We start from the raw sequence: 22,587 nt of genomic DNA, 5'->3' as shown, positions 1-22,587 counted from the left end.
CGGCCGGCATCCCGGCGGGGAACCGGTCCTAGAGTGAGCAGACGTGAACGACAACGCGGCGCTGGCCGCCCAGGTTCGGACTGCTTCCCAGCTGACCGGGACATTCCTGCTCCGGTCGGGCCGGACAAGCACCGAGTACTTCGACAAGTACCTCTTCGAAGCCGACCCGGCGCTGCTCGCTGCGGTGGTGGCCGGGCTCACCGAACTGGTGCCGCCCGGCGCGGAGATCCTCGCCGGACTCGAACTCGGCGGAGTGCCCCTCGTGACTCTGCTCTCCCAGCGCACCGGTCTGCCCGCCCGGTTCGTCCGGAAGAAGGCCAAAGAATACGGCACCCGACGCATCGCGGAGGGCGGCGACGTCACCGGACGCCACGTCGCCCTCGTCGAGGACGTGGTCACCTCCGGTGGTGCCGTGCTCGACGCGACCCGGGTACTGCGGGATGCCGGAGCGGTCGTGGAACACGTGCTCTGTGTGATCGACCGGCAGGAGGGCGGCCGGGAGAGACTCGCCGAGCTCGGTCTGACGTTGCATCCCGTCCTGACCCGGGCGGACCTGGAGGCCGCAGCCGCGGACACCTGACCGCCCGGCGACGAGGACCATCCGCGGCCGCACATCCACAGGCCCGGAGCGATGCTCCGGGCCTGTGGATCCGAGCCTGTGTAGAAGCATGATCCCCGGGAACTCCGGGATGGTGGCAGGTGATGGATTCGAACCATCGTAGGCTGAGCCGACGGTTTTACAGACCACCCTTCACGGATCGTGATCATGGCCTCTAGCTGGGAAAACGGTCGCGTTTTCGTGTCCAATCATGATCGGATCCACGTATTGTCCACACCGCTGCCTGTTGATCACTCGACGGGATCTTCTGGGCCAGCTTGGGGGGTCGGTCGACGTCATGCTGAGGAGACCGGCATCCGACCCAGTTACGATCGTGACCATCGTCTGTCCATCGGAGGGGGATCGAGTGCCAGACCTGGAACGGAGTGGCTCCGCAGCGATCGCCAATCACTACCGAGCGGAGATCGCGCACGGTCGGCTCCTGCCTGGCGAACATCTCCCCACCGTCCGTGAACTGGCTCAGCATTGGAAGGTCGCCCGGCCCACAGTCGACAAGGCGATCTCGATTCTCAAAGCCGAGGGCCTCGTCTACACGGCAGGCCGGGGTGGAACCGTCGTCCGCGGCGAAGAGGACGGTGAGTCGACGGTTGCGATCGCACTAGACGATCAGATAGAAGTTATTTCCACTGAAGTCGTTACAGCTTCAGAGAATGTTGCACGGCAACTCAAGGTAGCCGCCAATAGTTCAATCCTGGTTATTCATCTGCGCCGGAGTGGTAACGATGTTGCGTAGCTGATCAAGGTAGCTGTCTACATCCGGGTGAGTGGTATGAGTCTCCTGCAGAACTGCCGACAGCTCTCGAGAGCACATCAGCAGAGATGGAAGTGATTTTCGGTCGCCAACCAAGGCGCGCTGACCATAAGCTACAGCTTGATCTACGTCGCCCCCTCGCGCCGCCACGACACCGAGTGTTATACGCGCTTCAGCGTTACGCATCGGGGACCGCTCGTGCCCACTAAAGTCCGTGCCGGCTTCGATCACGTGACGGGCGTAATTTTCGGCAAGCCTATCTTCGCCCAATATCCGATAGCAGTCCATCGCATAGAAATCGAACTTCGTAGGGTCGACCACGAAATGGTTGTCAATGTTTTCAGGGTAAGGCAGCTTTTCAAGCATTGACCGCCCTTGGTCAAGGGCTACCTCCACTTGCCGCCGGTCACCGATCCTCGCCCAAGCTTTTGCTCTCTGTGCCGCGAGCTGTACCGATACGCCCGCGTTTGGCGCGATGCACTGCCCGGTCTCGCCGGCCACGATGGTCCCACGGTAGTCGCCCTGAGTAAGCGAGTACCAGGCTTGCATCTCATGGGCCCACCCAATGATTTCCCCGTGACCCGCTTCGTCGCCGAGCGACAACGCTGCCCTGCGAGTGGCCTCCGCAGCCCTCTTATCTCCTAGATCATATTCAACACATCCCACCAGAAGCGCGATCCATCCCGCCTGCACGAGTAGTTCACGATGCTGGGAAAGAGTTAGACGCTGATCCAATATGCGAATGATTCTCTTCAGCCAGGAACGTCCTTCCGTTTGCAGTTGGAGGGATGGCGACGAAGCATATTCGCAACACAACCTCTCGGTTGTTATCGTCAGAGCATCAAGAGTTCCTTGACTAACATCGGACAGCCTCAATCGGGAAACAATTTCAAGAGTATCCATTCCTGTTGCCACGAGCAGATCTCTCTCGGGCGAAGGTAGCTTTGGCGCGTGGAATAGGGCTCCTGTGACGGTCCCGAAAGCCTTGGCCAGCAAGGGACGGTAAAACTCGTCGGGAAACGCATCACCCGCTTCCCATCGCTTCCAATTTCGAATCAAGTTGCTATCGCTGGGTAGTGCGACGCTGCCGGCATGTCCGCGTAGCGCTCGAACAGCTTCGGCTTGAGACCAGCCGCGCGCGTCTCGCTCTTCCCGGATTCGGCGTGCCCACGCTGGGCGCTGACCGTCAGTCCTTGGTTCGTCGGTCACAAGACCACCCCTTCAGAACGGATCCTCCCTCTCAGTGTGCGACGTCGTGAGGGCCGATGCGTCGGGAGGGACACGGGTTGTCCCCAAGGTCGCCCCCATACCTGTCACCAGGTCGTCACCTTTTGTGCCTGCCCGGGGTGCGGCAACGTACTGCTTGATCGAGCACGCCGCCGCTTGACATACGGCCTATGCCAATGCAGTATGGCCCATGTCAGACGCGGACCCCCGCCGCTCAGCCGCCAAGCACATGCGGCGGGGGTCCTGAGTCCCACTCATGCAGGAGGAGACCTTGTTCAAGCATGCCCTGTCCCGGCCGATGCCGGGTGATGACAACGGTCGGCCGTGGCCGACGTTGCCGGACGACCCGGAGCCGAAGAAGTGGGTCGTGATCGTCGATGGCAACGGCAAGCCGAAGGGTGGTGGCCGCTGATGTCGCGGTTCGCTCGGGTTGAGTGGCGTACCTGCACCAGGTGCAGCGCGAGCTACAGCGCGGAACGGGGGCACCCGGGGTGCCGGGCCGGGACGACGGCGGCCCGGACTGTGCGCACGCAGGTCACCAGCACCAGCACCGCCGACCGTATGTCGGGTCGGTGAGGGCCATGACCACCCTGCTTCCGACGCCGGGGGTGTCGGCCGCTGTCGGCCGGCAGATCGCCGTGCTCCGGGCCGGTATCGAGTTGCTGTCCCGGGTCGGGGATGCCGCCGCCCTCTACCTGACGGTGTCCCCGGCCTACGCCCCGCGCTTTCCGCTGTCTCTCCACGTCCAGGTCACCCCCGGCACCGCTGCGGAGGCGGACCTGGACACCGCCAAGCTGGCCGGGATCCGTGCCGTCGCCGCGATCCTCGACGGCACTCTTACCGCCAGCGTGGACGGGCCCGACTGGCTGATCCTGGAGGTCACCGGGGTCACCGTCGCGGGTGTCCGGGTGGAGATCTACACCTACCTGGGCGATCCGGAGGTCATCGCGGCCGCCCGCGCCCTGTGTGCCGACCTCGACACATCGGCCGACAGGTGACCGTCCGTTATGGAGGCCGGTCGGCGGTGACCCCGCTGGCCGGCTCCACCCCCCGCGACCTCCAAGGACATCCGATGAGCCGCCGGTCCGCCGACACCTGGCGAGATCCCACCCGCGCCGAGCTCGCCGCGATCGAGCGGGAGTGGCCGGCGATCGCCGCCGACCTCGCCGCCCTCGACGCCGAGATCGCCGCGATCCTCACCGCCGACACCCCCGCGGCCGCGGGGGTTCTGCCCCTCACCGCCCGTCCCACCGGCTGGCGGGAGGCCGCGTGATGGCCCGCCGCGACCGGTTCGCCGAGGACATCCCGACCCGCGCGCCGATGCGTCCGCACCGCCGGCCCCGGCGGATGCGCCACCCCGCGGCCCCCCAGCCCACCGCCCGCAGGACCGTGAGACGGACAGGAGACCCCTCGTGACCCACCAGGCACCCCACACCACGGCCGCGACCCGGATGCACACCCGTACCGATCTGATTGCCTCGATGCGCGCCGAAGCGGCGCGCTGCGACAGCCAGGTCGGGATCATCCTCGCCGGGGCGACCGCCGGGGTGGGTTTCGTTGTCACCTCCTGGCCCCCGGCCGGCCTGCCGCCGCCCGTCGCCGCTCTGTGGTGGGCTGGGGTGGGTGCCGCTGTCGCCGGTATCGCCGTGTTGGGCCGGGCGCTGTGCCCGGCTATCCCCCGCCGCAGCGCACCCCCGGCCGGTGCATACCACTGCTGGCATGTTCGCGCCGCCGCGGAGGCGGGTGTGCTGGGCGCCGTCTTGGACCGCACCCCGACCGCGCTTGATGCCGCTGACCGTCAGGTCACCGCCATCGCTGATGTCGTCGTCTCCAAATGGGCCTGGAACCGGACCGGTCTACGTCTCCTCGGAACAGCCCTGGTCCTCCTCGCCGCCGCCGGGGTCGTCGGACAGGCGGTGGCCCGATGAGGATCGGTCTTGTCCTGCTCGCGGTCGCCTTGGCCGTCGTCATAGTGATCGGGCTACGCCGCCGTCTGCGCGTGGCGTGGGACGGCGACGACTTGACCGGCTGGCATCCCGCGCACCGCGACCCTTCCGGGGACGTGTGGGCGGTCACCCCGCCGTGCGGGGATGGCCTGTGGACGCTGTATGCCCCCGGCGCGCCGACCGGCGGCCCCTACCCCTACCAGGGTGCGACATGGGCCTCCACCCACGTGGCCGACGACCGGTTCGGCGGCGACCACGACCGGCTCCGCCTCGCCGACGTCGAGGGGTGGATGCGTCCCTGGGTAGAGCGGGTGTCCGCCGGCCGGGTGGTCGACATGGCCGAAGGCTGGTCCGCGCCCTACGGGCCGGGCGGCACCCAACAGGAGTATGTGATCTACGCCCGGGTGGTGGCCGGATGACCGGGATATGCGAGGTGGACGGCTGCACCGCCCCGGCGGTTGTGGTCATCGCCGACCGGACCGGTGACCGGCTCACCGTCTGCCCGGACTGCCATCACGATGCGCTACGCCGTTCCGGCGGGCTGATCCGCGGCGTTGCCCTCACCCCCACCACGAATCCCCGCGCCGAAGGAGGTGGCCGGCGATGAGCATCTGGTCTGATCAGCGGCGCGCGGACCGGGCCGCTGACCGGGAACAGGCCCGTCTCGACCTGGACGCCGCCGCCGCACGCCGGTCGAAGGCGCGGGCCGAGGCCGACGGGCGGGCCGAGAAGCGGCGCGCCGAGCGGGAAACGTCCCGTACCCGGCGCCGTAACATCCGGAAAGCCCGCCGCGCCGAGCTGGCCGGGTGGGCTTCCGAACACACCGTCGAGTTGCTGGTCTACCCGCTGGCAGTGGTCTGCGCGGGGATGGCGATCCCCGCGATGGCCTACTACGGGTTCCAGCTGTACGGCGGGGTCACCGGTGTTGCGCTGCCCGCCCTGTCCGAGTTGGGGGCGTGGGCGTTCGCCCTTGCCGTGCTGGTCTCCCGGCGCCGGACCCCGGACCGGCCCACCCGGTGGCTGACCGTCGGCATCGTCGTCTTCGCCGGGGTCGGGGCCGCGTTGAACTTCGCGCACGGCGCCACCAGCCGCGGGCCGGTCGCCGGTCTGGTGATGGCCGTCGTCTCCGTCGCCGGGGTCGGCGCCCACCAGCTTGCGGTAGCTGCCCCGCCTCGTTCCCGGGCGGAACGGGCCGCCTCCCGGCATGCCCGTCTCGTCGCCCGGCGGGTGGAGCGGGCCCGCCGGTTGGCGATCCGCCGGGCGGTGGTCGAGCTGGCCGCCGACGGCGGCGCGACCCTCGTCTACGCGCCGGGCCGGTACACCCCGCACCGCCGCCGGCTGATGCCCGCGGTCGTCCCGGGTTTGCCCGTCGACCCGGACGACGGATGGGACACCGCCCTGGCCGACCTCATCGAGCACGCCCCCGACGCGGCCCCCGCCGGGCCGGCCGGCACCGACCTGAAGGGAGAGGACCGGCAGGAGCGGACTAACGAGCCCGACGTGCACGACCACGACGGCCAGTCCGACACCGGGTCCGGCGGTGTCGCCGTCCTCGACCCGCCCCCGCCGGGCCGGCCGGCACCGGCCCGGGCCGGCCGGCCGATCAACCCGAAAGCCCGTGTCCGGATCGACGACGACACGGCCTACACCACCGCCGTCACCCTCGCCCGAACCCAGGGACGGCGGGTCACCGTCGCCGCCCTCATGGCCGCCCTACCCATCGGCAAGGACCGGGCGCGGGTGTTGCGCGACCGGGTCAACGCCGACCTGTACGGCAAGAAGTCCTAACCCCACCGGGGTGCGCCGCAGCCCGCCAGCACACCGCCGCACCCCGGTCCTCCCCTCACCCCACAGGAGAATCCCCATGGGAAAGATAAAGATCTGCCCGCGTTGCCAGGGCAGCGGATTCATCGGCGAGAACCTGTGCCAGGCCTGCAACCCGTCCGGGGCGATCGGGGACCGCATCGTCGGCGCCGGACAGCGGCTCGTCGACCGGGCCACCGGCCGGTCGATGCGGATCACCGGCGGGGGGGTGGTCTCCACCCGCCGCGGGCGGACGACCGTCACCGCCCTACCCGACGGCATGCTTCCCCCCGGGAAGCGGGCCGCGGCGTTGTCCTGCGACCGCTGCCACCAGACCACCCGACCACTGAAGATCACCAGCAGGGGTGCGGTCTGCCTGGCCGGCTGCACGCCCACGCCGCGGAAGGCCGCGTGATGGCCCGCCTGACGCACATCCTCACCGTCCGCACCAAGGACGGGTCCGCGCTCACGGGGTTCCCGTTCGACCGGGGGCAGCCCTGCACCCGGATCGCCGTGTACGGCAAAGCCGACCTCGACGCCCGCCTGGCCGACGCGAGGACCCGCCCCGACCTGGAGGTCATCGTCCGACTGGCCACCGACGCCGATCGCCATCCGGCCTGACCCGTCGCCAACTCTCCTGGCCCGGGGTGCGGCGCAGCCCGCCAAGACGTCGCCGCACCCCGGTCCTCCCCTCACAGGAGGTAGCTCCCATCATGACGACTCCCGACCACACCGGGCCGGATCCGGCCCGGCCGGGTGACGACCCGTCCGGCTGGGTCCCGGACGTCTCCGGCTTCGACCCCACCGACCCCGACGACTCCGATGGCACTGACGGCGCTGACCGGGACGGCACCGACGGTGGTGGTGGTGCGACGGTCGTGGACCTGGATAAGGCGCGTGGCCGCCGCCCGGCCGTGCCACCCGCCCCTGACCAGGACAGCGACAGCGCGGACGACAGCGCGGACGATGACGACGCCGAGTCGGTTGACCTCACCCCGCCGGCCCCGGGGGCACCGGTCGACCAGGCGGACGATCCGGTCCGGCCGTGGGCGTTCCTGGAACGCCGCCAGACGCCGATCATCCCGCCGTGGCTGGCGAGTCGGGCGACGGCGCGGGCGAGCGTCCGCCAGGCGGTCCGCTACGCCGGCTATGTCGTCGCGTTCCACGCCGCCCGCACCCCGAAATATGCCGGGAAGGTCGCGGTGTGGGCGCCGGTCGGCCTGGTCCGCGGGGCCAGCCGGTCGGTCCGCTGGGCCAGTGCCGAGGAAGGGAACTGGGCGCTGCGGCAGGACGCCGCCCGGCGTAACGACCCGGAGACGTGGTTGAAGCTGGACCTACGCCGCCAGCGGCAAACCGTGGTCCGCTGGCCGATCCTCATCCTGGCCACCCTCGCCGCCCTCCTCGCCGCGGCGGTGGTGCTGTTCGGTCCGGTTCCCTGGCCGCTACGGCTGGCCGCCCTCCTCGCCGGGGTGGTGGTGCTCGCCCGCGCGGGACGGCCGCAGGACCGGCCGATCCTCGACCGGGTGTCCACCGGGTCGAGGTATCGCAAGCTCACCGCCGAGCTGGTCCGCCGCGGCCTGACGAGTCTGGGGATCGCCGGGATCACCTCCGCGGTAGCGAAGAACCCCGGCGCGATCTCGTTTCCGCAGGAGATCCACCGCGACGGCCCCGGTCACCTCGCGATCGTCGATCTGCCCTACGGGGTGGAAGCCGCCGAGGTCATCGCCCGCCGCGGCCGGCTCGCGTCCGCGCTACGCCTGCCACTGGACCAGGTGTGGCCGGACACCGCCCCCGGGCACACCGGCCGGCTTGCTCTGTGGGTCGGTCAGGAACCCGCGTCCACGATGCGCCAACCCGACTGGCCGCTGATCCGCACCGGTCAGGTCGACGTGTTCGCCCCGTTCCCGTTCGCGACCAACCCGCGCATGGACGTGATCACAGTCAGTTTGATGTTCCGGAACTGGCTGTTCGGTGGCCAGCCCGGGTCAGGTAAGTCGTTCGCGCTGCGGCTGCTGGTCCTCGCCGCCGCCCTCGACCCTCGGGTGGAGATCCGCGGCTACGAACTCAAGGGCGTCGGGGACTTCGCCGATCTTCAACCGGTCATGTCCGAGTACGGCAACGGCTTCGACGACGACACCCTCGAACGCTGCGCCGCGATGATCGACTGGGTGTTCGCCGAATGCCGGCGGCGCTCCGAGCGCATCGCGTTCTACGCCGCCGCCGGCAAGGCCCCGGAGAACAAGGTCACCCCCGAACTGGCCTCCCTGAAGGGCTCTGGGCTGCACCCGCTCGTGGTGTGGATCGACGAAGCCCAGGAACTGTTCATGTCGAAGTGGGGCAAGCAGGCCGGGGAGATGCTGGAACGGGCCATCAAACTCGGCCGCGCCCTCGGTGTGATCATCCTGCTGGGTACCCAGATCCCGGACAAGGACAGCCTGCCCACGGGGATCACCCGCAACGTCAACAGCCGGTTCTGCCTGTCCGTCGCGGACCAGGTCGCCAACGACATGATCCTCGGTACGTCCGCCTACAAGAACGGCTACCGGGCCACCGTGTTCGAGCCGGTCACAGAGGCCGGGTGGGGCATCCTCGCCGGGTTCGGGAAGCCCGCCGCCGACCGGTCGTTCCCCGTCGCCGGCCCGAAGCTGACCCGGATCGTCGACCGCGCCATCGAGCTGCGCACCGGCGCCGGGACCCTACCCGCCCCCACCGAGCAGACCCGCCAGGCCGCGCCCACCGTCGATCTACTCGCCGATATCGCCGCGGTCTGGCCAGCCGGCGAGGACAAGGAGTGGAACGAGACCCTTGTGCGCCGTCTGGCCGACCTACGCCCCGACGTCTACACCGGCTGGGAGTCCGCGCAACTCACCGCCGCCCTCAAACCCCACCGGATCACCGTCGCCGATGTCGGCCGGCGTATCGACGGCCGACCCACCACCCGCCGCGGCATCGCCCACACCGACATCCTCACCGCGATAGCGGAACGTGACCGAAAGCGGAAGGCGGAGTAGCCCGCACCGGGCTGCTAGCGCTAGCAGCCCGACCTGCTAGCGCTAGCAGATCCGCTAGCACCCCCTCCCATCCCTGGCCAGGGCCTTAGCAGATAGCAGCCCCCGGCCGACCCTGCCCGAAACCAGGCCCAGGAGCCGTGTCGTGACCCCCCACCCCACCCTGCTAGCCCTCCCCGCCCTCACCCTCCTCTCCGTCACGCTCGGTTACAGCCTTCTGTGCTGGGTCCGGCCGTTCCGGCCCTGCCGGCACTGCGACGGCACCGGCCACACACCCCCCCGCCGCGGCCGTGCCCGCTCCCGGCCCTGCCGGCACTGCGACCACACCGGCCTGAAACTCCGCGCCGGACGGCACCTCACCAACGCCCTACGCCGACTCCGCTGACCCCACCACGGACGGAACCCGCCATGACTCTCCTGCTCCTCCTGCTCACCCTCACCGCCTTCTGGGCCATCCGCCGGACCCTGGCCTGGCTGGCCACCCACGGCCCCCAGCTACGCCGCCCCGCCGCCGTCCTCACCGCGGCCGCGGTCGCGATCCACCAATGGCCCACCGCCCTCGCCCTCACCGCAACCACCACCGCCGTCCTCACCGCCATCGCCGCGATCACCCTCACCCGCCACCCCGCCCCCCTCGACCCCACCGACGCCGACCTCGACACCGCCACCCGATAACCACCCACCCCCGCACCGGCCGCCGCCCGGCAGATCACCACCGCCAGAACCGGAGAAGACATGACCATCAAGGCTCGAAAGCCGAAGCCGCCAACAGGCCACATCCACCGCAAGGCCCGCCGCGCGGGCCGCATCAAGCAGACCCTGATCACCAAAGATCGGGAAAACGCCGCCTGGGACAACAACCTCGCCGGCATCGGCGAAGAGGACACCGTCCAGGAAGGCCGCGACCGCTCCCTGGACCGGATGTCCACCCGCGGCCGGGTCGGCATCCGCTGGAAGCCGAACACCGCCGCCCGATAACCACCCACCCACCCACATCCGCACCGAGAGAAAGAAGCGCACCCATGGCCCGCACCCCGGAACAGATCCTCGCCGACGCCCAGACGAAGGCCGCCGAAAAGAAGCGTAAGAAAAACCTCGCCTTGGCCATTCAAGACCTGGAAAAGTACATGGAAATGCACGGCGACGTCCTCCACCACTCCGCCGAACGCAGGGAACAAGCCGCCGAACTCGCTAACAGGGTCGCTGAACTCGGCGGCTGAATATCCCGATGTCGAAGGGACTGAGACCGGAATGCTCACCCGCACCCCGCCCACCCAGAAGAGGCACTGACATGGCGATCCGCGACGGCAGCGAAACCACCGCCCCGATCCCCGGCCGGCAGTCCGGGGGACCCTCGCCGCGACTGGCGCTGTTCCGCGCCGCCCGGCACGTCCACGACCTCGACCAGGCCGGCCGCCGGGCCGGGGGTGGCCGTGCCCACACCGACCGGCTCACCCACGCCCAAGCCGCCCTCGACGGCGCCGTGCAGGCCGCCACCGACGCCGGGATCACCCCCGCCGTCATCCAACGAGACATCGACACGGCACAGGGCCGAAGGGCACAACGATGAGCATCCGCGAAACCGTCCGGCTAACCGCCGATGCGGTGGCGTTCAGCCACGACCACGCCAACGCGCTGCACGTGCTGCTGATCCGCCGCCGCTGCGACGCTGCCTGAGCGCCGTGCGACCCGAGACGGCACGGCCACGCCACGGTGGCATGACCACCCGGCCCTGACTCCCGGCATCACCCATCCCCGTATCCGAGAGGACACCCCTGTGGCGAACGAAACCCCGCTGACCATCACCGGCAACCTGACCGGCGACCCGGAGCTGAAGTTCACCCCGAACGGCGCCGCGCTGTGCCGGTTCACCGTCGCCTCCACCCCCCGCCGCTACGACAAGAACACCGGCAAGTGGGAGGACGGGGAGGCGATGTTCCTGACCTGCACCGCCTGGCGGGGGGTCGCGGAGAACGCCGCCGAAACCCTCGCCCGGGGTATGCGGGTCCTGGTCACCGGCCGGCTACGCCAACACCACTGGGAGGACAAGGAAACCGGCCAGCACCGCAGCATGTTCGGCCTCGACGTCGACGACGTCGGCCCGTCGCTGCTGTTCACCACCGCCACCGTCACCCGCACCTCCCGCGGCACCAGCCGCACCGGCGACGACCCCTGGTCCACCGCCACCAGCGGTCAGCCTACGGCCGCCGCCGACGGCCAGAAGGACCCCGGCCACAGCGACGAACCGCCGTTCTAGACCCCGCCCCGCCCACGGCGCAGACAGGGGCAGACCACCCCACCCCGGAGGGTCTGCCCCTGCCCCGCCCGCCCCTGGAGACCCCATGATCACATCCGGAAACCTCGCCGCTGCCCTGGCCGCCGCCGGCCGCGGCTGGCATGTCCTGCCGCTCCGCCCCGGCGAGAAGATCCCTCTCGCGCACCGTGCCGACCGCTGCCCGGCCACCGGCCTCTGCACCGACGGGCATCGCACCTGGGAACAGCGCGCCACCACCGACCCGGCCCTCATCGAGCGCCACTGGCAGGCCCACCCCCACCACGGCGTTGGGATCGCCACCGGCCCGTCCGGGCTCGTGGTCGTCGACCTGGACGTCCCCAAACCCGGCGACAAGCCGCTACCCCCCGGCTGGACGGCCGAAGGGGTCCGCCACGGCGCGGACGTCCTGGCCGTCCTCGCCCGCCGCGGCGACTGGACGATCCCCCCCACCTACACCGTGCGCACCGGCCACGGCGGCTGGCACCTCTACTACACCCCACCCCCCGACACCAGGATGGTCAACACCGGCGGCACCCTCGGCCCGTGGATCGACACCCGCGGCTGGGGCGGACAAGTCGTCGCCGCCGGCACGTCAGTCGCCGGCCGCCCATACACCACCGTCCGTGACCTTCCCGTCGCCCCCCTGCCCCCCCACCTGTTTCAGCCCCTGCACACCCCACCCCGACCCGCCGCCCGGCCCGCCCCGCTGCGCCTCCCCGCCGGACGGCGCGCCGCCTACCTACACGCCGCCCTGGACCGGCAAGCCGCCTACGTCGAAAACGCCACCAGCCACCGCAACAACACCCTCTACATCGCCGCGCAGAACCTCGGACAACTCGTCGCCGGCGGCGCCCTCACCGAACACGAAGTGACGGACAGGCTGAAACAGGCCGCGGCAATCCACATCGGCACCGACGGCTTCACCTGGACCGAAGCCGAAGCCACCATCCGATCCGGCCTACGCGCCGGAGCCCGCCGGCCCCGGCAGATTCCCGCATGACCCGCCCGCCGATCGACGGCGCCGCGATCCTCGACGCCGTCCGCGTCGCCCTGATCCGCTACGTCGTCCTGCCCACCCCGGAAGCCGCAGACGCGGTCGTGCTGTGGATCGCCGCGACCCACGCCCAACCAGCCTGGGCGCATGCGCCCAGGCTGGTCATCCGCGGCCCGGAGAAACGCTGCGGCAAGTCCCGGCTGCTGGACGTGGTCGAGGCCACCTGTCACAACCCGCTGATCACCGTCAACACCAGCAGTGCCGCGGTCTACCGCTCCATCGACGACGACCCGCCCACCCTGCTGGTCGACGAAGCCGACGCGATCTTCGGAGGAAAAAACGCCGACGCGAACGAAGACCTCCGCGGACTACTCAACGCCGGCCACCAACGCAACCGCCCCGCGATCCGCTGGGACAACACCATCCGCACCCGCGAAATCCTGCCCACCTTCGCCATGGCCGCCCTCGCCGGCATCGGCGCCATGCCCGACACCATCGAAGACCGCGCGGTGGTCATCCGGATGCGCCGCCGCGCCCCCGGCGAAACCGTCGCCCCCTACCGGCACAAACGCGACCGCCCCCACCTACACACCCTCGCCACCCAACTCGCCACATGGCTACGGCGCGACCTGACCGGCCTGGAAAAAGCCGAACCGGCCATGCCCGTCGAAGACCGCGCCGCCGACACCTGGGAACCCCTCGTCGCCGTCGCCGACCACGCCGACGGCCCCTGGCCCGACCGGGCCCGCCGCGCGGTCATCGTCCTCACCGAAGCCGCCGCCGACGCCGCCGACGTCTCCACCCGGATCCGGTTGCTCACCGACATCCGCGCCGCGTTCACCACCCTCGGTAACCCACCCGCCGCACCAACCGAACAGCTCCTCAAAGCCCTCAACAGCGACCCCGAAGCCCCCTGGGCCAGCAGCGGACCCACCGGACTGACCGGCAAACGGATGGGCGACATCCTCCGCGACTTCGAGATCAAAAGCGAAACCATCCGCTTCCCCGTCGGCCAGGCCAAGGGCTACCGCCGCGACGCCTTCACCGACGCCTGGCACCGCTACACCCCCACCCCACCCGAGGTATCCGTACCAGCCGTACCAAACGTAAAACCGCAGGTCAACCCCGGTACGGATCGAAACAGCGGTACGGATCGATCCGTACCAGAACCCCACCCCGGTACGCATCAATCCGTACCAGCCGAGCAATCCGTACCACCCCTGACCAGCGAAAACGAGCTTGGTACGGATGGGACGCATACCCCGCCCAACCCCGCCACGTGCGCCCCTCTCAACCGGCGCAACACCGCCTGAAAACCACCACCCGAAGCGGCCCCGGCGACCCGCCGACCAAGCAACCCGCCGGGACCGCACTCCCGACAAGGAGCGTGACCAGCATGACCCCACGCACCACCCGCCCGGACACCATTCCGACGAAGACCACGCCAGGACACGTCACGAGACAGAGGAAGTCTGCCACCGCGCCACCCCGGCCCGGCTTCCGCGAACTGCTCTCCCTCGCACAGGTCCTCGCCGAGCTCGGAGACGAGCACAGCCCGCTCGCCCGCAGCACGTTCGACGATTGGCGGGCCCGCGGGGTCGCACCCAAGATCATCAAGCTGCCGAACGGGCAGCTTCGCATCGACCGCCATGACCTGAACGTCTGGCTCGACAGCCGAACCCAGGACCCCGCCGCATGACCACACCACGGACCGGTACCGGCCGTCCCGACATGGACGGCCGGCCCACCTCCTTCGACGTTCGCATCTGGGCCATCAAGGAGATCCGAGGCCGGAAGACCACCTACCGGGTTCGCGGGCGGGTCGCGCAGAAGGAGTTCGGCAGCAATTTCGCGACATTCAACTTGGCGGACGCACGCCGCGGCGAGCTGCTCGCCGCGGCCCGTCGCGGTGAGGCGTTCGACATCAAACTGGGCATCCCCGTCTCGGAGGTGCGCGCCGCCCTGCCGGAACCCGAACCCGAGCTGGAACCGGCGCGCACGTGGCTGGAGCACGCCCGCGACTTCGCCGACCTGAAATGGTGGAGCGCGGCGCCGAAGTCGCGGGCCGCGATCGCCGACGCGCTGGCGACCGTCACCCCCGCACTTCTGACCGCCGACCCGCCGGCCGTGCACGCCGAACTCGTCCGGGAGGCGCTCTACTCATGGGTGTTCCGCACGGGGACCCGGACTGCGGACGCCGGGCCGCATCGCCCCCGGATCGAGCTGGAGCCGCCCGCGCACTTGGCCGCCACGCTCGTATGGCTCGCCAAGCACTCCCGGCCGGTGGCGGACCTCGCCAAACCGGACATCGCGCGGGCCGCGCTGGATCGGATCGCGCGCAAGCTGGACGGTCGGCCGGCCGCGGCGAACACGGTGGCGCGCAAGCGGGCGGTGTTCTTCGGTGCGCTCGACTACGCGGTGGAGCGGCGCGACCTGGCCGCGAACCCACTCACCGGCCTGAAGTGGACGGCGCCGAAGCAGGTGGAGCAGGTCGACCGCCGGGTGGTGTGCAACCACAAGCAGGCGCGGGCGCTCCTCGATGCCGCCGGCCGGCAAGGCGACGTTGGCCGCCGCCTGGTCGCCTACTTCGCGGTGGCCTACTACGCCGGATGCCGTCCCGGGGAGATCAACGCCCTGGACAAGGACACGGTCGAACTCCCGGCCGAAGACGCCGAAGAGCAGTGGGGTGTGCTGCGCCTGGCGGTCTCTCGGCCGGCGACCAGCGCCGGCTGGCTGGACGAACCGGAGCCCGACGGTGAGGCGCTCACGCCGGCCCGCCAGTTGAAGCATCGGGCGGTCGGCGAGACCCGTCCCGTGCCGGCGTGCCCGCTGCTGGTGGCGATCCTCCGCGCGCATGTCGCGGAGTTCGGCTTCGCTCCTGACGGCCGGCTGTTCAGTGGTGTGCGGGGTGGGGAGATCAGCGACTCGGTGATCGGCCGGACGTGGGCCGCGGCGCGGACTGAGGCGCTGACCCCGGCACAGGCCGCCGGCCCGCTTGCCCGGCGGGTCTACGACCTACGGCACGCCTGCCTGTCGGGCTGGCTGAACGACGGGGTCTCGGCTCAGCAGGTCGCCGAGTGGGCCGGGCACAGCGTGGCCGTCCTGCTGAAGGTCTACGCCAAGTGCGTGGATGGCGATGATGTCGCGGCCCGCAAGCGGATCGAGGCGGCGCAGACCCTGGAGAACGGCCGATGATCGCGTCCATGCATTGTCCACGGTCAGCCGGGAACGACCGTGATCAGCCGGGACCGGCCGTGGGTATGGAAAAGGCCCCGGTGATCGCTCCGGGGCCTGTGACCTGCTGCTATGCAAGTAGGTCGGGGTGGTGGCAGGTGATGGATTCGAACCATCGTAGGCTGAGCCGACGGTTTTACAGACCGCTCCCTTTGGCCGCTCGGGCAACCTGCCGTCGTAGAGGAGCATACCGGTCCCGACGGAGCATCGTGATGCCGCACCGCCCCGCTGCGGCCGCCGACGATCGATTACAACGGTGAGTAGCGGCTCACGAAACGAAGGCCGCGCACCACGATCACGCACAGCACTCGACTCCACACGATCCTCACCCACATCGAACCGACCAGGAGGTCCGCACACGTGGCAGATCCATCCTTCGACATCGTCAGCAAAGTTGACGCCCAGGAGATAGACAACGCCGTCAACCAGACGGTCAAGGAAATCCGGACCCGCTTCGACTTCCGTGACACCGGCGCATCCGCGACGCTGTCCGGCGAGTCGATTCTGCTTGTAGCGAACACGGACGAGCGGGTCAAGGCGGTGCTCGACGTACTGCAGGAGAAGTTCGTCAAACGCGGCATTTCCCTCAAGGCCCTGACCTTCGACGAGCCCAAGCCGTCGGGCAAGGAGTTCCGGTTGCCCGTCACCGTTCAGCAGGGCATCGCGGAGGACAAGGCCAAGGCCATCGCCAAGAAGATCCGGACGGATGGCCCGAAGGGGGTACAGGCCCAGATTCAGGGTGATCAGCTACGGGTGACCGGGAAGAAGCGCGATGACCTGCAGCGCGTGATCCAGATACTCAAAACCGAGGACTTCGAAGTTCCCCTCCAGTTCGTCAACTACCGCTGACGCGACGGAAAAGCTGGAGACAGGGTGCACCCCGCCCGATGGGGGGTTTCGGGCGGGGTGCTTGCGGCGGAACCTGGGGGGTTTGCTCCGCCGCGGTCCTGGTTGTGAACCGACGCCGTTTCGGCCGGCAGTTCGCGGTTAAAGCGTACTCCGAGTACTTCGGGGTGTTACCGCGACGACGCGCCGCGGACAACATCGTGGCCATCGGGCCCGGTCACCGATACGGATTCATGCGTGACATCTGTTCGAGACGCTCGATCCGCTCGTTCATGGGCGGATGGGTGGAGAACAGCTTCCCGACCCCCCCACCCCGGAACGGATTTGCAATCATGAGCGCGGCGGCGGGACCGAGCTTGGAGGTCTGCGGCAGGGGCCGCGCCGCGGTGCCGGCGTCCAGCTTGCGCAACGCGTTCGCCAGCCCGATCGGGTCACCGGTGAGCGTCGCGCCGGACTCGTCGGCCTGGTACTCCCGGGACCGACTGATCGCGAGCTGGATGATCGTCGCCGCGACGGGACCCAGGATCATCAGCAGCAGAAGCTCGAAGATGCCGGGACCGTCCTCATCGTTCCGCCCACCGAAAATAGCCAGGAACTGGGCCATGTTCGCCAGATAGACGATAACACTGGCGAGGGCACCGGCCACCGATGCGATCAGGATGTCCCGGTTGTAGACGTGGCTGAGCTCGTGACCGAGAACGCCGCGTAGCTCACGATCGTCCATAATCTCCATGATGCCCTCAGTGCAACAGACCGCCGCGTTTCGCGGGTTACGGCCGGTAGCGAAGGCGTTGGGCGCCCGGGTCGGGCTGAGGTACAGCCGCGGCATGGGCATCCGGGCATTGCGGGCGAGATCCCCGACGATCGCGTAGAGCCGGGGCTGCTCGACCTGCGTCACGGGATAGGCCCGCATGGCCCGCAGGGCTATCCGGTCAGAGAAGAAGTAGGCGAAGCCGTTCATACCGACCGCGAGCACGAGCGCGATGACCAGACCTCCGCGCCCGAACAGCGAACCCACCACGATGATGGCGGCGGACAGCACGCCCAGCAGCAGCGCGGTCTTCAGACCGTTGAAGTGGCGGTGTGGCATGGCGATCGAGTGTCCGTCCTGTCGAACCGGTACACCTGTCTCAACGCGACGGCGCTGGCCGAACGTTCCCGTCGGACGTGTGGCCGCCGCCCCCGACCCGTACGGCTGCCGGCCCGCGGCGGGCCTCGCCCGGTCGGTCGCCGGGCTCGTCCGGGACGGCTTCGCGCAGGCGTGCGACCACGGCCGGGGCGAGCAGCCCGACCCGTTCGAGCTCCTCCGCGGTGAAGATCGCCAATCGTCGGTACACGGCGGCGATCTGTGGATCCAGCCGGTCGAGCGCGGTCAGATGTGCCACGACGGTGCCGAGATCACCGCGTCGCACCGGTCCGGTCGACGCCGACCAGCCGTCGGTCAGGGTGTTCGCCAGCGATGCCCGCAGCAGCGGACCGAGCGCCGCGGCCGGATCCGGCACGCCCGCCGCGGCCAGCACCTCGCCGGCAGCTGCCACCAGGGTGGTCAGGAAGTTCCCGCCGAGCACGAGAGAGGCGTGGTAGAGATCCCGCCGGTCATCCGCGACGGGCAGAGCGATGCCGCCGACGTCGGTGACCAGGCGGCGGGCCAGCCCCTCGGCCACGGGATCGGCGGTGATCCCGAACGGGACACCGACGAGGAGACCGGAGTCCTCGATGATCCCCGGCAGGGTCATGATCGGATGAAGCGCGATACGGGCCGCGCCCACGTCACCGCCTGCCGCCAGGACGCCCAGGCCGTGGCGCCCACTGAGATGCACGAGTGTCCGGCCGGGTCCGACGGCTCCCGCCGCGACCAGGTCCGTGACGACCGGCCCGATCGCGTCATCGGGCACGGAGACGAGGAGGACCTCGGCCCGCCCGGCGACCTCGGCCACCCCGCCGACCCCCGCGTCCGGAAACAGGTTCACGGCCCTCGATCGGTGCCGCGGCGAGCGCACTCCCACGGCCACCACCGGATATCCGGCCGCTGCCAGAGCGAGGCCCAGCGCCGTGCCGGCCCGGCCCGGCCCGACGATTCCCACCTTCTCCCGCGGCCCGGCCTCCCGCGGCCCGGCACTCGCCGCCGTGGACGAAGGTGCGGCGTCGGGTCGACCGTCATCCGGGCCGCTCGCGGCATCCGACTGCTCGTGCGGGCGATGCGTCATGTCCCGATGCTCCCCGTTCCGGAGCCGGCCGCTTCCGAGGGGGCCGCCCCTGATACCTGACCACCCGCCGACCCCGGCCGCCCGCACAGCCAGCATGCCCCGATGCCGGGCCTCACCGGACATACAGCCACAAGCCACCAAATAGCTACAATCGGTAACATCGCGGATCGGGCCAGGTCGCCGGCAAGAGCGAGCTCACCACTCCGGGCGCCCGACGTAAAGATCACCCTGTCGATTCCCTGACAGGCCGGGCCTCCCCCGAAATTGTGGAAAGCATTACCGGAAGCGCATTGAACCGGATCCGGCCGATCACCTCCATCGGGCGGTACACCCCTTCTGACCAGCGATATCAGGGTCAAGACACGCCAGCCGGACGATCGCAACGACAAAGACTATATACGTAGAGTTGGCAAACAATCACCATACGGCGCGACGGCTACGGAGACCGAGGTCGATCGTCGATCGTCGACGAGGATGGAGCGATCGAACTCGGCGGCACGGTGCGCGCGCATCATTGATACGGCCGGTAGGCTGGAACGGTACCCGAGGAGGTCACTGAAGGTGTCAGAGCAGGTCAGGGAGAGGGAGACCCGCCGGCTCGACCGGGTCGTCGTGCGCTTCGCGGGCGACTCCGGCGACGGTATGCAGCTCACCGGAGAACAGTTCACCAGCGAGACGGCAGCATTCGGCAATGACCTGTCGACGCTTCCGGACTTCCCTGCCGAAATCCGCGCCCCAGCCGGCACGCCGGCCGGTGTGTCCGGCTTCCAGCTACATTTTTCCGATCACGACATTCTCACCCCGGGTGACGCACCGGACGTACTGGTTGCAATGAACCCGGCGGCCCTGAAGGCGAATCTGAAGGATCTGCCGCCGGGGGCCAATCTCATTGTCAACACCGATGCATTCACCGGCGGCAACCTCAAGAAAGCCGGCTATACGACGGATCCGCTGACCGACGGCACGCTGGATGCCTACACGGTGCATCGGGTGCCGCTCACCTCGATGACCATCAACGCGGTGCACGCCGCCGAGGGTGTCGGCGCCGGGGTCAACAAGAAGGAGGCCGAACGAGCGAAGAACATGTTCGCCCTGGGCCTCATGAGCTGGCTGTACCACCGGCCGACCGAGAGCACCGTCGGCTTCCTGGAGAAGAAGTTCGCCAAACGGCCCGAGATCGCCGCGGCGAACGTCGCGGCCTTCCGTGCCGGCTTCAACTACGGCGAGACCACCGAGTCCTTCTCGGTCACCTACGAGGTGGCGCCGGCCCGGATGAAGGCTGGTACCTACCGACGGATCACCGGGAACACGGCATTGTCCTACGGTCTGATCGCCGCCGGCGAGCTGACCGGCCTGCCGGTGTTCCTCGGCTCCTACCCGATCACCCCGGCCTCGGACATCCTGCACGAGCTGAGCCGGCACAAGCGGTTCGGCGTGCGGACCTTCCAGGCCGAGGATGAGATCGCCGGCATCGGCGCCGCGCTCGGTGCCTCCTTCGGCGGATCACTCGGCGTGACGACGACCTCCGGCCCGGGTGTCGCGCTCAAAAGCGAGACCATCGGCCTCGCGGTCAGTCTCGAACTGCCGCTCGTGATCGTCGACATCCAGCGCGGCGGCCCGTCCACCGGCCTGCCCACCAAGACCGAACAGGCCGATCTACTCCAGGCGATGTTCGGCCGCAACGGCGAGGCTCCGGTTCCGATCGTCGCGCCGCGCTCCCCGGCGGACTGCTTCAACGCCGCGATCGAGGCCGCCCGCCTGGCTACCAAGTACCGCACGCCGGTGTTCCTGCTCTCCGACGGCTACCTGGCGAACGGCTCGGAGCCGTGGCTGCTGCCGACCCGCTCGGAGCTGCCGGACCTGAGCGTCGCCTTCGCCACCGAGCCGAACCACACCGGGCCGAAGGGGCCGGAGTTCTGGCCCTACCTGCGTGATCCGGAGACCCTCGCCCGGCCGTGGGCAGTCCCCGGCACGGCGGGCCTGGAGCACCGCATCGGCGGCATCGAGAAGTCGGACGGCCAGGGTGCCATCTCCTACGATCCGGCCAACCACGACCGGATGGTGCGGCTGCGCGCGGCGAAGATCGACGGTATCGCGAACGATGTCGCGCCACTGGAGGTGGAGGACCCGTCCGGGCAGGCCCGGCTGCTCGTCCTCGGCTGGGGCTCCACCTACGGCCCGATCGCGGCCGGCTGCCGCCGGGTCCGCGCCAAGGGCATGCACGTCGCTCAGGCACACCTGCGTCATCTCAACCCCTTCCCCGCCAACACCGGGGACATCCTGCGGTCGTATGACAAGGTGCTGATTCCCGAGATGAACCTCGGGCAGCTAAGGACCCTGATCCGGGCCGAGTACCTCGTCGACGCGATCGGCTACAACCAGGTTCGCGGGCTGCCCTTCAAGGCCGCGGAGCTGGCGGGCGTCTTGGAGGACGTGATCAACCAGTGACCGTCACGACGAATCGCAGCGGCATCAGTAACCGGCTGCTCGACCTGGTGCCGGCCGCGCCGGCCCAGCAGAGCCGCAAGGACTTCACCTCCGACCAGGAAGTGCGGTGGTGCCCGGGATGTGGCGACTACGCCATTCTCGCCACCGTCCAGGGGTTCCTGCCTGATCTCGGGGTGGCCCGGGAGAACATCGTCTTCATCTCCGGAATCGGCTGTTCCTCACGGTTCCCGTACTATCTGCAGACGTACGGGATGCACTCCATTCACGGCCGGGCACCGGCGATCGCCACCGGGCTCGCCGCCTCCCGTCCCGACCTGTCGGTCTGGGTCGTCACCGGGGACGGCGACGCCCTGTCGATCGGTGGGAACCACCTGCTGCACGCGCTGCGCCGCAACGTCAACCTGAAGATCCTCATGTTCAACAACCGGATCTACGGACTGACGAAGGGGCAGTACTCCCCCACGTCCGAGATCGGCAAGATCACCAAGTCGACGCCGTTCGGCTCGCTGGACCGGCCGTACAACCCCGTGTCGCTGGCGCTGGGGGCGGAGGCCACGTTCGTCGGACGGTCCATCGACTCCGACCGGGCGCACCTGACCTCGGTGCTGCGCGCGGCCGCGGAGCACCCCGGCACCGCCTTCGTGGAGATCTTCCAGAACTGCAACATCTTCAACGACGGCGCCTTCGACCCGCTCAAGGACCGGACCAGCCGGGACGACGTGACGCTGAAGCTGGCCCACGGCGAGCCCCTCGTCTTCGGCACCGAGGGCGACAAGGCCATTCGACGGGCGCCGGACGGCAGCCTCGAGGTGGTCCCGGCGGGCAGCCCGGACGTCCTCGTCCACGACGCCTGGGCGGCCGATCCGAGCCAGGCGTTCGCGCTGTCCCGGCTCACCGGTGACTCGCACGGCGTCACCCCGATCGGCATCTTCCGCGACGTCGACGCGCCGACCTACGACGAGGCGTTGAACGCCCAGATCGCCGACGCCAAGACCCGCCAGGGCGACGGGGACCTGATGTCGCTGGTCGCTGGTGGGGAGACCTGGACCATCGAGTGATCTGAAAGCCGTCCGCTGATCTGATCAGCACTCCACAGCCCGTGGCCCGGCCGGCCGGGGCGTGCGCGCGGCCCCGCGCCCCAGACGGCCGGGCAGAGCCCGCATTACCACAGAACTATGTCATTGATAATGCCGCTTGGCAGCTATCTGCCGGGGAGTGCGCCACTCCGG

At 69.5% G+C, this 22,587-nt stretch carries 28 protein-coding genes and 1 tRNA gene; 25 read left to right on the top strand and 4 right to left on the bottom strand.

Translation table 11 applies throughout. The features are described from left to right. The first annotated feature begins 43 nt into the window (after positions 1-43). A complete protein-coding gene (gene pyrE / locus BMG523DRAFT_RS00480) occupies positions 44-580 on the top strand; it encodes an orotate phosphoribosyltransferase (protein WP_011435019.1) in 537 nt (178 codons plus the stop codon). Positions 581-965: 385 nt separating this feature from the next. Further along, complete coding sequence (locus BMG523DRAFT_RS22395) at positions 966-1,352, top strand: GntR family transcriptional regulator (protein ID WP_160323693.1); 387 nt, start codon at positions 966-968, stop codon at positions 1,350-1,352. Here BMG523DRAFT_RS22395 and BMG523DRAFT_RS22390 read toward each other — a convergent pair. Further along, complete coding sequence (locus BMG523DRAFT_RS22390) at positions 1,305-2,579, bottom strand: XRE family transcriptional regulator (RefSeq protein ID WP_235462774.1); 1,275 nt, start codon at positions 2,577-2,579, stop codon at positions 1,305-1,307. The two genes, BMG523DRAFT_RS22395 and BMG523DRAFT_RS22390, sit on opposite strands and share 48 nt — an antisense overlap. Positions 2,580-2,868: 289 nt before the next feature. Here BMG523DRAFT_RS22390 and BMG523DRAFT_RS25095 point away from each other — a divergent pair, with 289 nt between their 5' ends. The 20 genes from BMG523DRAFT_RS25095 (at position 2,869) to xerC (ending at position 15,818) form a co-directional block, all read left to right on the top strand. After that, a complete protein-coding gene (locus BMG523DRAFT_RS25095) occupies positions 2,869-3,009 on the top strand; it encodes a hypothetical protein (RefSeq protein ID WP_160323692.1) in 141 nt (46 codons plus the stop codon). Between the two features lie 169 nt (positions 3,010-3,178). Beyond that, positions 3,179-3,595: a hypothetical protein gene (locus BMG523DRAFT_RS00475; protein ID WP_152987801.1), complete on the top strand. Its 417-nt coding sequence runs from the start codon at positions 3,179-3,181 to the stop codon at positions 3,593-3,595. A gap of 74 nt (positions 3,596-3,669) precedes the next feature. Further along, complete coding sequence (locus tag BMG523DRAFT_RS00470; protein WP_152987800.1) at positions 3,670-3,870, top strand: DUF6284 family protein; 201 nt, start codon at positions 3,670-3,672, stop codon at positions 3,868-3,870. A gap of 139 nt (positions 3,871-4,009) precedes the next feature. Further along, the gene (locus tag BMG523DRAFT_RS00465) at positions 4,010-4,525 is read left to right on the top strand and encodes a hypothetical protein (RefSeq protein ID WP_043590076.1); all 516 of its coding nucleotides are present in this window, start codon (positions 4,010-4,012) and stop codon (positions 4,523-4,525) included. Continuing rightward, the gene (locus tag BMG523DRAFT_RS00460; protein ID WP_043590075.1) at positions 4,522-4,962 is read left to right on the top strand and encodes a hypothetical protein; all 441 of its coding nucleotides are present in this window, start codon (positions 4,522-4,524) and stop codon (positions 4,960-4,962) included. The genes BMG523DRAFT_RS00465 and BMG523DRAFT_RS00460 overlap by 4 nt, the downstream gene beginning before the upstream one ends. Then, the gene (locus BMG523DRAFT_RS00455) at positions 4,959-5,150 is read left to right on the top strand and encodes a hypothetical protein (protein ID WP_043590074.1); all 192 of its coding nucleotides are present in this window, start codon (positions 4,959-4,961) and stop codon (positions 5,148-5,150) included. The genes BMG523DRAFT_RS00460 and BMG523DRAFT_RS00455 overlap by 4 nt, the downstream gene beginning before the upstream one ends. After that, on the top strand, positions 5,147-6,331 hold the full coding sequence (locus BMG523DRAFT_RS00450; protein ID WP_043590073.1) for a hypothetical protein: 1,185 nt from the start codon (positions 5,147-5,149) through the stop codon (positions 6,329-6,331). The genes BMG523DRAFT_RS00455 and BMG523DRAFT_RS00450 overlap by 4 nt, the downstream gene beginning before the upstream one ends. A 76-nt stretch (positions 6,332-6,407) precedes the next feature. Next, the gene (locus BMG523DRAFT_RS00445) at positions 6,408-6,761 is read left to right on the top strand and encodes a hypothetical protein (RefSeq protein ID WP_043590072.1); all 354 of its coding nucleotides are present in this window, start codon (positions 6,408-6,410) and stop codon (positions 6,759-6,761) included. Beyond that, positions 6,761-6,967 carry a hypothetical protein gene (locus tag BMG523DRAFT_RS00440; protein ID WP_043590071.1) on the top strand — a complete coding sequence of 69 codons (207 nt, stop codon included), beginning with the start codon at positions 6,761-6,763 and terminating at the stop codon, positions 6,965-6,967. The genes BMG523DRAFT_RS00445 and BMG523DRAFT_RS00440 overlap by 1 nt, the downstream gene beginning before the upstream one ends. A gap of 92 nt (positions 6,968-7,059) precedes the next feature. Then, positions 7,060-9,357 carry a cell division protein FtsK gene (locus BMG523DRAFT_RS00435; protein ID WP_235462772.1) on the top strand — a complete coding sequence of 766 codons (2,298 nt, stop codon included), beginning with the start codon at positions 7,060-7,062 and terminating at the stop codon, positions 9,355-9,357. Between the two features lie 142 nt (positions 9,358-9,499). Then, positions 9,500-9,739, top strand: a complete 240-nt coding sequence (locus BMG523DRAFT_RS22385; protein ID WP_083494690.1) for a hypothetical protein — start codon at positions 9,500-9,502, stop codon at positions 9,737-9,739. A gap of 23 nt (positions 9,740-9,762) precedes the next feature. Beyond that, positions 9,763-10,029 carry a hypothetical protein gene (locus tag BMG523DRAFT_RS00430; RefSeq protein WP_051623722.1) on the top strand — a complete coding sequence of 89 codons (267 nt, stop codon included), beginning with the start codon at positions 9,763-9,765 and terminating at the stop codon, positions 10,027-10,029. A gap of 60 nt (positions 10,030-10,089) precedes the next feature. Then, on the top strand, positions 10,090-10,332 hold the full coding sequence (locus BMG523DRAFT_RS00425; RefSeq protein ID WP_043590068.1) for a hypothetical protein: 243 nt from the start codon (positions 10,090-10,092) through the stop codon (positions 10,330-10,332). A gap of 44 nt (positions 10,333-10,376) precedes the next feature. Beyond that, positions 10,377-10,574 carry a hypothetical protein gene (locus tag BMG523DRAFT_RS24030; protein WP_043590066.1) on the top strand — a complete coding sequence of 66 codons (198 nt, stop codon included), beginning with the start codon at positions 10,377-10,379 and terminating at the stop codon, positions 10,572-10,574. A gap of 71 nt (positions 10,575-10,645) precedes the next feature. Continuing rightward, on the top strand, positions 10,646-10,924 hold the full coding sequence (locus BMG523DRAFT_RS00415) for a hypothetical protein (protein ID WP_043590064.1): 279 nt from the start codon (positions 10,646-10,648) through the stop codon (positions 10,922-10,924). Positions 10,925-11,131: 207 nt separating this feature from the next. Then, entirely contained in the window at positions 11,132-11,611 is a 480-nt protein-coding gene (ssb, locus tag BMG523DRAFT_RS00410; RefSeq protein ID WP_043590062.1) for a single-stranded DNA-binding protein, read from the top strand. Positions 11,612-11,696: 85 nt separating this feature from the next. Then, positions 11,697-12,629: a bifunctional DNA primase/polymerase gene (locus BMG523DRAFT_RS00405; RefSeq protein WP_043590061.1), complete on the top strand. Its 933-nt coding sequence runs from the start codon at positions 11,697-11,699 to the stop codon at positions 12,627-12,629. Beyond that, entirely contained in the window at positions 12,626-13,936 is a 1,311-nt protein-coding gene (locus tag BMG523DRAFT_RS00400; protein ID WP_051623721.1) for a DUF3631 domain-containing protein, read from the top strand. The genes BMG523DRAFT_RS00405 and BMG523DRAFT_RS00400 overlap by 4 nt, the downstream gene beginning before the upstream one ends. Before the next feature lie 83 nt (positions 13,937-14,019). Beyond that, entirely contained in the window at positions 14,020-14,322 is a 303-nt protein-coding gene (locus tag BMG523DRAFT_RS26085) for an AlpA family transcriptional regulator (RefSeq protein ID WP_235462770.1), read from the top strand. Further along, on the top strand, positions 14,319-15,818 hold the full coding sequence (gene xerC, locus BMG523DRAFT_RS26080; protein ID WP_235462769.1) for a tyrosine recombinase XerC: 1,500 nt from the start codon (positions 14,319-14,321) through the stop codon (positions 15,816-15,818). The genes BMG523DRAFT_RS26085 and xerC overlap by 4 nt, the downstream gene beginning before the upstream one ends. A 128-nt stretch (positions 15,819-15,946) precedes the next feature. Here the strand turns inward: xerC and BMG523DRAFT_RS00385 are convergent. After that, positions 15,947-16,031 (bottom strand) — tRNA-Tyr (locus BMG523DRAFT_RS00385). Between the two features lie 186 nt (positions 16,032-16,217). Between BMG523DRAFT_RS00385 and BMG523DRAFT_RS00380 the strand changes: the two genes are divergently transcribed. Next, entirely contained in the window at positions 16,218-16,706 is a 489-nt protein-coding gene (locus tag BMG523DRAFT_RS00380) for a YajQ family cyclic di-GMP-binding protein (RefSeq protein ID WP_011435018.1), read from the top strand. 214 nt (positions 16,707-16,920) lie between these two features. Here the strand turns inward: BMG523DRAFT_RS00380 and htpX are convergent, their stop codons facing one another. Both htpX and BMG523DRAFT_RS00370 read right to left on the bottom strand, forming a co-directional pair. Next, positions 16,921-17,793 carry a zinc metalloprotease HtpX gene (gene htpX / locus BMG523DRAFT_RS00375; protein ID WP_011435017.1) on the bottom strand — a complete coding sequence of 291 codons (873 nt, stop codon included), beginning with the start codon at positions 17,791-17,793 and terminating at the stop codon, positions 16,921-16,923. Positions 17,794-17,833: 40 nt separating this feature from the next. Next, on the bottom strand, positions 17,834-18,910 hold the full coding sequence (locus BMG523DRAFT_RS00370; protein WP_011435016.1) for a Rossmann-like and DUF2520 domain-containing protein: 1,077 nt from the start codon (positions 18,908-18,910) through the stop codon (positions 17,834-17,836). A 561-nt stretch (positions 18,911-19,471) separates the two neighbouring features. On the opposite strand from BMG523DRAFT_RS00370, the gene BMG523DRAFT_RS00365 reads away from it, so the two are divergent. Both BMG523DRAFT_RS00365 and BMG523DRAFT_RS00360 read left to right on the top strand, forming a co-directional pair. After that, the gene (locus BMG523DRAFT_RS00365; RefSeq protein WP_011435015.1) at positions 19,472-21,358 is read left to right on the top strand and encodes a 2-oxoacid:acceptor oxidoreductase subunit alpha; all 1,887 of its coding nucleotides are present in this window, start codon (positions 19,472-19,474) and stop codon (positions 21,356-21,358) included. Next, entirely contained in the window at positions 21,355-22,416 is a 1,062-nt protein-coding gene (locus tag BMG523DRAFT_RS00360) for a 2-oxoacid:ferredoxin oxidoreductase subunit beta (protein WP_011435014.1), read from the top strand. Before BMG523DRAFT_RS00365 ends, BMG523DRAFT_RS00360 begins: the two co-directional genes overlap by 4 nt. Positions 22,417-22,587: the final 171 nt, after the last annotated feature.

It is taken from the genome of Frankia sp. BMG5.23 (assembly GCF_000685765.2).
Lineage (GTDB): Bacteria > Actinomycetota > Actinomycetes > Frankiales > Frankiaceae > Frankia > Frankia casuarinae.
This window is presented reverse-complemented; position numbering and strand designations above follow the sequence as displayed.